Genomic DNA, 8,711 nt, shown 5'->3' on the forward strand with positions numbered 1-8,711 from the left:
TAGGGACCTTAAAGAGGAGGTATATTTTAAAGCTGACTGTTCTAATAGGTTATATTAGCTTTTGTTTTAAAAACTTAAATAGTGTTATAACCTTTATCTGTAAAGATGCTTTCAGAATTATATGAGAAAGCTTTTTAAAAATGGAAAGCTTTTAAATCATTATAAAGTTCATTAAACTAAACCAACAGAAAACACAAAAAGATACTTTCCAACAACTTAAAGCTAACCTTTATGTATAGTAGGGGTAAAAAACAGGTATAGTAGTAACCATATCGCTCATTCCAACCCCGAAGAAATTGCTTTATGGAGAAAAATAAAATTTTGCGTAAACTAAATTAGGTTAAAGCAAGTGCTTTAGTTATTTATTGGAGCTTTTGTTTAAATCTCAAGAAAAAACCGAACCATCTTAGCTCGATAATGTCGTGCAGTAGTAATAATTATACGATGGTAATTTTTATTCCATGTTCCTCCAGTGCTTCCCTGGTAAATTTTGAAATTCCTGAATCTGTTATAATTTCATCTATACTATCGAAACCGCAAATTCTACCAAAACCACGTTTACCGAATTTAGTGGAATCAGCCAGTACAATAGTCTTTTGAGACACTTTAATCATTTCCCTATTAAGCCTGGCTTCCATCATATTGGCCGTGGTAAGACCAAATTCAAGATCAATACCATCTACCCCCAAAAACAATTTAGAGCAAGAAAAATCTGAAAGGTTATTTTCTGCATATAAACCGGTTACAGAAGAAGAACGTTTACGAAGAATTCCCCCTAATTGAATAACCTCTATTTCGATATGCTGATTTAATTCAAGAGCTACATTTAAAGCTGAAGTAATAACGGTAAGGTTTTCCAGGGGCTTTATATTCTTGGCTAAGGATAATACGGTAGTACCTGAAGCAATTAATATAGAGTCGTTGGCAGTAACCATTTTTGCAGCAACTTCACCAATGCCCATTTTTTCAGAAAGATGAATTTTCTCCTTTTCATTCACATGTCTATCGGTTGTATATGGATTGGTATGGGTCGCACCACCATGCATTCTATACAACAAACCCTTCTCTTCCAAAAACTTAAGATCTTTTCGAACCGTTACCGAAGAAACATCAAATTCATCACATAAATCCTGAACCTTGACTTGCCCGTCTTTAGTAATTTTTTCTATTATTATTTGATGTCTTTCTAATGTTCCCATGAAGTTTTATTATATAGCAGGATTAATAAAAGCAAAATACGATATTTTCATTGGACTCTCAAAACTGAAAAAAAATAATTATTCTTTTTTATCATCTGCTTACTCCCGCCCAGCCTAAGATTGCATTGATCACTCCTAATTCTTAATAAGAATATTTGGCTTAATTTACTTGGTAAGTTTCTTTAGGCTACTAATTATTATCCATTTAAAATTTTACAATAGCTCTTAATTGGTTTTACTCGAAAATACGTAAGTCTGTAAAGTTTTATATAATATATAGTTTGGCAGACGTTCTTATTGGTAAATAACTCGCTATAAAAACTTTAAATGATAAATTAGGAACCTTATTTTCGCTATTTTCTATTAACTTTAGCTTAAACAAAAGTTTGTAACATCCAGTATGCCATCAAAAGAACTACCTAAGAAAGATGAAAGCCTGCTTCATTCGCGGGGAAAAGCATTATTTATCAATAAAGAATATATTGGTGAATTTGTGTACGGTGGAATTGATGGTGCCATTACAACATTTGCGGTAGTAGCCGGAGCCGAAGGTGCCAGCCTGGGAATTTCGGTAGTAGTAATACTGGGATTAGCCAATTTAATTGCCGATGGCTTCTCCATGTCTGTAGGTAATTTTTTCTCTACAAAAGCAGAAAAAGACAACTTCGATAAACACCGGCAGGTAGAATACTGGGAGATTGAAAATCTTAGGGAAAAAGAAGTACAGGAAATTAGGGATATCTATAAAGAAAAGGGCTTTAAAGGAGAGCTATTAGAACAAGTGGTAGAAGTAATTACCTCTAATAAAGATATATGGGTAGATACTATGATGAAAGAAGAACTTGAAATGGTTCGAGGCGAAAAAACACCTTATAAAACAGCAGGAGTAACCTTTGCAAGTTTTCTAGCAGTAGGATCGGTTCCCCTACTTTCATATCTATTCATGAACACTAACTCTTCAAGCCTGGACTCTCAACTTTTCTTATACTCCTGCATTCTTACCGCTATTGCACTTTCTATTGTAGGTGCCCTTAAGAGTTTGGTGACTGAAAAGAATATGATTGTTGGTATTCTGGAAACCCTTTTACTTGGAGGAATTGCAGCATTTATTGCATATTATGTAGGAGACGTACTGGAAAAAATACTTTCATGATCTTTTAGAAGTAAATAAATTTTTCTAAGTATAAAAGGTGAGTACCATTTTCTGAGAAATCATTATAGTCAAACCTGATTCGTTTCTAAGATTGGACATATTTACAGCTTACTTTTAAAATCACTTCATTTCCACTCCAAACCAACCAACTTAAAACTATAACAAATTACATATCAAATCTTTATACTCCTGTATATTTCTTTCGTATTTTTTCTGCAATCTAAGCCATAAGAATACACCAATTGCTAAAGTAATAATTGCCAATACGTACATAGCAATATCATTACTCCCTAAAAAAATAGCTATTACAAAACTTAAAGCTAAAAGCAGGTGTACAAATATTACAAACTTCCACAATAAGTGCTGGCTAAAAGAGATATTTACATTGGTTCCCCCTTTTCCTTCTGCATTAGATAAGCTTCCTTTTACAACCACGTTATTATGATAAAGAATATACCAGGCATAAAGAAGCCGTTTACGAATTTTAAAAGATACTAAGTCATTTTGGTTGTTTTTAATAGTAAACACAAACCCATTGGCAGCACCAAGAGAAGCTTCCAAATTCTTACTTATTTCGCTAGGCTTACACTTTACTTTAAAACTCCAGTTTTTCATATTTTATATTTGAAGGGATATTACATTCCGCAACAAAATCTGCTAATGTATAGCTAAATGTAGTACTTTTTTCCGATGTTACCTGGTTTCACCTACTAATTTTAAAATGGGCTATTTAGCATGCTCGTTTTACTCGATAATCGAGATTTATCCCCATAGTTATCGAAATTCCGAAACTTACTGCAAACCAGAAACATCTTTCCATTTATTATCGCATTTGTTTGCAACCGGGTAATTTATTTTAAATTAAGAAACCTGTTAGATCTCCGGTGTTTTTTTCAGGTATTAATTGTATTTAAATACTATTTGAAATGACTAGCCCGTAACATTCAATTAATTTTTCGCTAATTCCAAAAGCTTTAATACCGTTTTCCAATTTCTGGTTGTGGCCCCTACCCTCAATTGCTTTTCGAAAAAACTGTTTGATAATTTTGATTTGTGATACTTACCCTCACATAATATAAATACATCTTTATCTTTTATTTTGAATTTATCAGGTTCGTGGTCAAGGCTTGATACTTTGTCTATATGTTGCTTAGCAGGTTTTTCTTTTAAAAATGTTAAATGCAACTGACTAATATCAACATCTTTATCATAAAAAGAATTGTTGTTTATTGAAGTTTCAAGCTCTTTTTCTGTTCTAACTATTACAGGTACATCAAACCCGAACTCCTGGGCAATACCTTTCTCCAGTGCGTTTTCTAATTCAAAACCTTGTTTATCTGAATTAAAAATAAGGTTCCCGCTTTGAATATAGGTTTTTACGTTTTCCATGCCCAATTTTTCACAAAGTAACTTTAAATCGGCCATCAGGATTTTTCGTTTTCCTCCTACATTTATTCCTCTTAAAATTCCTATTTTTTTGTTCATTAGATACACTTTGGTTTATTTGCTGCCAGAGTTCTGAAACGGTCTATTTATGAAAAGCATGGTAGATTCGAAGCACTTCATTCTTCCTTTATCTCTAAGCTTTAACAAACGTTTTCACTTTTAATTTACTTATTGGTTAAACATCAAAACTTTGTTTTGGCTTTGTCTGCTCAAAGAGCAGAACTCTTGTAATCTATCTGATTTGCTATTAGCTATAGAGCTTGTTGATATTTCGAATTTTATTTTTTTCGTTTATAATGTCTCTGCGATATTTGATTTAGAAATGTTTTTGTTTCAATTAACTCAAATTTCAATTCGTTAGGTAATTCTCCAAAAAGTGAAGAACCGCCGCCTAGTAAAATTGGAATAGTTGTTAATAGCATTTCATCAATTAAATCTGCTTTTAAAAAATTTCTAATTGTTTTTCCTCCATCAATATATAATCTTTCATATCCTTTTTTATGAATTTGCCCTAAAATTTCGGTTAAAGTTCCATGGACTAAAAAAGCCTTGTCTTTATGAGATTCAGGTATTTCTTTCAATTTGTTACTTAACACAAAAACAGGTTTGTTATATGGCCATGGAACATTAAATCCAATTACAGTTTCAAATGTATTTCGCCCCATAATAAGTGCGTCAATCCCATTCGTAAATTGCAAATATCCCATATCGTCATTGTTGGGATTTGGAACGGAATGCAACCAATCAATTCCTCCATTTTTATCAGCTATATAACCGTCTAAACTTGTTGCGATAAATATGCTATTTTTCTTGCTCATTAAGTCTTTCGCATTGCTGGATTAAATGTTCTAACGCAACAAAGTCTTATTAAAAGTTGCGTGGTCAAATATAATTTTTTCCTTCAAGACATATCATTTCTTGCGGTGTATTGTACCCCAATGTTTCTCTAGCCCTGTTCTTGAGTTTATTCTGAATAATTTTCAATATTTTATTTACTTTATAAACTGCCTTTTGATTATTCAGCTTGTGGCTTACTAAAAACAAAGTCCCTAAGAGGCATAAATTCCCTATAGTCTTGAATTCAGTAATTATTTTAAACCTGCCCCCAATAAAGATATTTTTTCTAAGTATTTCTTCCGAAAATCGGGACTGGAATTTTTAACCGGGGAGATGTAAGTTACTTTTACAGGAGTAATTCCGCAAAACTGCAAAGTACCCTTTTTAAACTGATTTATGGCCGGGCTTTTCATAAATAGAGAATCGTACCATTTTGGCGTATCGGCAGTAATAATTAAACGTGCCGATTTTCCTTTTAAGAGCTTTTCGGGAAAAGCTTTACCCTTAACCGGTTGATAAGTGATTCCCGGAAGAAATGTTCTATCAATAAAGCCTTTCATTATAGCCGGATACCCATACCACCACATTGGAAATATCCATACAATATGATCAGCTTTTTTTATCTTGTCAATTGCCTTAAGCAAATCGGGTTCCAGGTCCATTCTCTTGCGGTAACCAAATTTTAAATTAGGTTCAAAGTCTAATTCAGAAATATTAATTTGGCTCAAGACTGCATCTGTGTTACCTACACCTTTTGAATAAGCCTTTGATAATGCGTAATTAAAACTCTCTTTATCGGGATGCCCATTAATTATAAGTATTTGTTTCATCTATGTTCTATGTTTTTTTACAAAGAACCACACAACTAAGCTCCTTTAAAAGGACATTTGTCTAATTTGAAATTGACTTTCTTATTCGGCTTAGATGTCTTTGGGTAATGCCTAAATAAGATGCGAGAAAGTTAAGGGGAATAAACTGTAAATATTCTGGTTGGTTTTTAAGTAAGTCGCTATAACGCTTTTCGGCCGTTTCCTTTTGTAACAGGAAAATTCTTTTTTCCATTTTTATATATTCCTGTTCTGCAATAAGTTTAAAAAACCGCAACCAATTGGTACTTGATTGCTCTAGTTTTAAAATCTCATTTCGAGATATTGTTAATATTTCAACATCGGTTAAAGCCTGAATATTTTCAACAGTTTTATTTTGAGATAAAAAAGAAGAATAAGCAGTTACAAACGAATTGGAAAATGTAAAACAATAGGTTACTTCTTCTTCTAAAGATGAATAGTAAAAAGATCTAAATAGCCCTGAAGCTACAAAGGCTACTTCTTTGCAAGTTTGCCCTTCCCGGATAAAAAAATCTCCTTTTTTAAACTTTTTATAGACTAGTTTATTTTCAAATACATCTATTTCATCTTTGGTTAGTACACCAAATTCTTCTAAATAATTCCTCATTTTTTATTACTTCCAAAGGATTATAGCGAAGGAAAAACTAACCTATTGCTACACCGTCTTTCTTTTAGGCTTCTAAAGTATAGAATCCAAACCAAACCCAAGCTATTTTTTTAGTATACTATTTTGGAGTTGCTCTTTTAGTTTGGCGAATGAAAATCTGATTTTGTTTCCCTCTGATTCGTGAAAAATAGCAAAATATAAACTCAGGACAATTCGTTGTTTTTGAGGTTCTATTTGCAAAGGCACCTACAGGGTTCAAAAACAACTAACAAGTAAACTTAAGTCATTATAAGATCGGATCTTTGATAGTTAATTTTATTCCTTCTAAGTTTGCTTTTTTCAGCTCTATTCAGATTCAATTTTCAAGGAAGTCATAGATAAAGAACCCCCAACAGGCTTGTCGTTGAATAAGCTTACTTTTTCATTTTCTTCTTTCAATGCTAATGTATAAAGTAAGGGTAAATAATGTTCTGGTGTTGGAATGGCCAAATCAAAAGCTCTTCCTTGTGACTTGAAATTGATAAGTTTTTGATGGTCTCCGCTTAAAATGTGTTCTTTCATCATTTCGTTAGCCTCTATTGCCCAATCGAAAGCATATTCTTCGTTTAGTTTGTTCCAGGCCACCCTACGCAAGTTGTGCACCATATTACCGCTTCCAATAATTAAAACGCCTTTATGGCGAAGGCTATTTAGCTCTTGAGCCAATTCGTAATGATACTTTGCCGGTTTCGAATAATCAATGCTCATTTGTATTACTGGAATATCGGCATTTGGATATAAATGTTTGATTACGCTCCAAGCACCGTGGTCAAGTCCCCATTTATCATCTAATCCAACTTCTGTTTTAGTAATAATACTTTTGGTTTCTTGTGCAAGTTCTGGGCTTCCTTTTGCTGGATATTGAACGTCAAACAATGCTTGAGGAAAACCACCAAAATCGTGAATTGTCGGCGGATTTTCCATCGCAGTCACAAAGGTGCCTTTAGTTTCCCAATGTGCCGAAATACAAAGAATAGCATTTGGTCGTACCAATTCTTTTCCCAATTTCTTAAATGCTGAAACAAATTCGTTTTCTTCAATGGCATTCATAGGGCTGCCATGACCTAAGAAAAGTACAGGCATTTTGCCTGTGTTACTCATTGATGAAGTTATTTTGCTTAAATCTTTTAAGTTCATATTTAAATTTTATTAAAAGGTAAAACCTTTTAATTCAAAAATAAGCCTCATTTATTTTTTGCTCTGAATCATTTCTCTTTTCTGTTCTAAAAATCTGGAATATAGGTGTTTCCTTACTAAATTACTAATTGGCTCAGAAACAAAATTAGTAAACCCATACGGATAAAATCGCACAGAAAAAACTTTCACTATAAAGTACCCCCATTTGTTAGGACAGCTTTGCTGCTAAATTAAGTTCTATTTTTCATTTATCAAGCAGCCTTTCTTTTTTGGTTTAAATATCGGTTATAAGGTATTTCATTTTCTATTCCCTGGTGCCTTCTTTGGTGGTTGTAAAATTTAAAATAGGTATTGAGTTGTTGGTACAGATCTACTCCAGATTCTGGAGGATTTAAATAAATACTTTCGTACTTCACACTTCTCCAAAGCCTTTCTATAAATACATTATCGATAGCTCTTCCTTTTCCATCCATACTGAGTTTAATATTTTTAGATAGTACCCTGTGGGTAAAGATCTCTGAAGTAAACTGGCTTCCCTGATCGGTATTAATGATCTCAGGAGTCCCATGGATTTCAATAGCTTCTTCTAAAGTTTCTTTACACCACTGGGCATCCATTGAATTGGACACAGACCAGTTAAGAACATAGCGACTATGCAGGTCTATGATGGCTACCAGATACATAAAACCTTTTCGCATAGGAATGTAAGTAATATCGATCGCCCAGACCTGATTGGGACGGTCTACTGTAAGATTCCGCAATAAATAAGGATACACCTTATGTTCTTTGTTTCGCCTGGAGGTATGTTTCCCGGGCATAATAGCTCTGAGTCCCATAATCCGGGAATAGAGACGTTCAATACGCTTTTTATTGACTTTATACCCTTTATCCAGGGTAAGCCAGGTATGCATTCTCCTGGCACCTTTAAAAGGATGATGGGTATAATGTTCATCCATCAGGCGCATCAGTTCTAAATTAAGTTTACTTTCTCCACGAGGTCTATAATAGATTCCACTGCGGTGGATGTGCAATAGCTTGCATTGCTGCTGGAGGCTGAGCTTGGAATGACCCTTGCATATCATTGTTCGACGCTCTTCTAAAGGTTTTATCGCAAGGCGTTTTTTAAAAAATCATTCTCCACTTTAAGCTCCCCAATCACCTTAAGAAGTTGGTCTTTCTTTTCCTCTTCTTCTGATTTTTTTGATTTTTCCCCTTTTGAAAAAACAGTATCGGCCTCATTTAGGAAATTGCGTTTCCAGGTATTGATCTGTTGTGGAGTAATCTCAAATTTTTGTGCTAGTTCCTTGACCGTTTGACGCTCTTTCAAGGCTTCAAGAACTACTTTCGTTTTAAACTTTGAGGTAAATTTTCTTCGTGTCATAATACAGTAAAATTAAGGTTATTTTTGAACTTAACTTACTGTCCTAATTTTTGGGGGATGATCA

General features: G+C 33.6%; 10 protein-coding genes. 1 reads left to right on the forward strand and 9 read right to left on the reverse strand.

Annotated features, from left to right (window positions below; genetic code table 11):
* Positions 1-437: 437 nt before the first annotated feature.
* Positions 438-1,199 carry a DeoR/GlpR family DNA-binding transcription regulator gene (locus I6U49_RS15580; protein ID WP_193711729.1) on the reverse strand — a complete coding sequence of 254 codons (762 nt, stop codon included), beginning with the start codon at positions 1,197-1,199 and terminating at the stop codon, positions 438-440.
* Positions 1,200-1,599: 400 nt separating this feature from the next.
* Between I6U49_RS15580 and I6U49_RS15585 the strand changes: the two genes are divergently transcribed.
* A complete protein-coding gene (locus tag I6U49_RS15585; RefSeq protein ID WP_193711730.1) occupies positions 1,600-2,352 on the forward strand; it encodes a VIT1/CCC1 transporter family protein in 753 nt (250 codons plus the stop codon).
* Between the two features lie 156 nt (positions 2,353-2,508).
* Here I6U49_RS15585 and I6U49_RS15590 read toward each other — a convergent pair whose 3' ends face one another.
* From I6U49_RS15590 to I6U49_RS15625, 8 genes are all read right to left on the reverse strand, one after another.
* Positions 2,509-2,967, reverse strand: coding sequence for a DUF423 domain-containing protein (locus I6U49_RS15590; RefSeq protein WP_198629526.1), 459 nt, complete (start codon positions 2,965-2,967; stop codon positions 2,509-2,511).
* A 333-nt stretch (positions 2,968-3,300) separates the two neighbouring features.
* Entirely contained in the window at positions 3,301-3,837 is a 537-nt protein-coding gene (locus tag I6U49_RS15595) for a DUF1697 domain-containing protein (protein WP_198629527.1), read from the reverse strand.
* A gap of 239 nt (positions 3,838-4,076) precedes the next feature.
* Complete coding sequence (locus I6U49_RS15600; RefSeq protein ID WP_198629528.1) at positions 4,077-4,616, reverse strand: dihydrofolate reductase family protein; 540 nt, start codon at positions 4,614-4,616, stop codon at positions 4,077-4,079.
* Between the two features lie 270 nt (positions 4,617-4,886).
* Positions 4,887-5,465 carry an NAD(P)H-dependent oxidoreductase gene (locus I6U49_RS15605; protein ID WP_198629529.1) on the reverse strand — a complete coding sequence of 193 codons (579 nt, stop codon included), beginning with the start codon at positions 5,463-5,465 and terminating at the stop codon, positions 4,887-4,889.
* A gap of 61 nt (positions 5,466-5,526) precedes the next feature.
* Complete coding sequence (locus I6U49_RS15610; RefSeq protein WP_193711735.1) at positions 5,527-6,090, reverse strand: Crp/Fnr family transcriptional regulator; 564 nt, start codon at positions 6,088-6,090, stop codon at positions 5,527-5,529.
* A gap of 345 nt (positions 6,091-6,435) precedes the next feature.
* Entirely contained in the window at positions 6,436-7,266 is an 831-nt protein-coding gene (gene ygiD / locus I6U49_RS15615) for a 4,5-DOPA-extradiol-dioxygenase (RefSeq protein ID WP_198629530.1), read from the reverse strand.
* A 251-nt stretch (positions 7,267-7,517) separates the two neighbouring features.
* Positions 7,518-8,375 (reverse strand): IS3 family transposase, encoded by an 858-nt coding sequence (locus tag I6U49_RS15620; RefSeq protein WP_317191834.1) that lies wholly within the window; start codon positions 8,373-8,375, stop codon positions 7,518-7,520.
* Complete coding sequence (locus tag I6U49_RS15625) at positions 8,372-8,647, reverse strand: transposase (RefSeq protein WP_198627104.1); 276 nt, start codon at positions 8,645-8,647, stop codon at positions 8,372-8,374. The genes I6U49_RS15620 and I6U49_RS15625 overlap by 4 nt, the downstream gene beginning before the upstream one ends.
* Positions 8,648-8,711 lie beyond the last annotated feature (64 nt).

Source organism: Salegentibacter maritimus (genome assembly GCF_016236915.1).
GTDB lineage: Bacteria > Bacteroidota > Bacteroidia > Flavobacteriales > Flavobacteriaceae > Salegentibacter > Salegentibacter maritimus.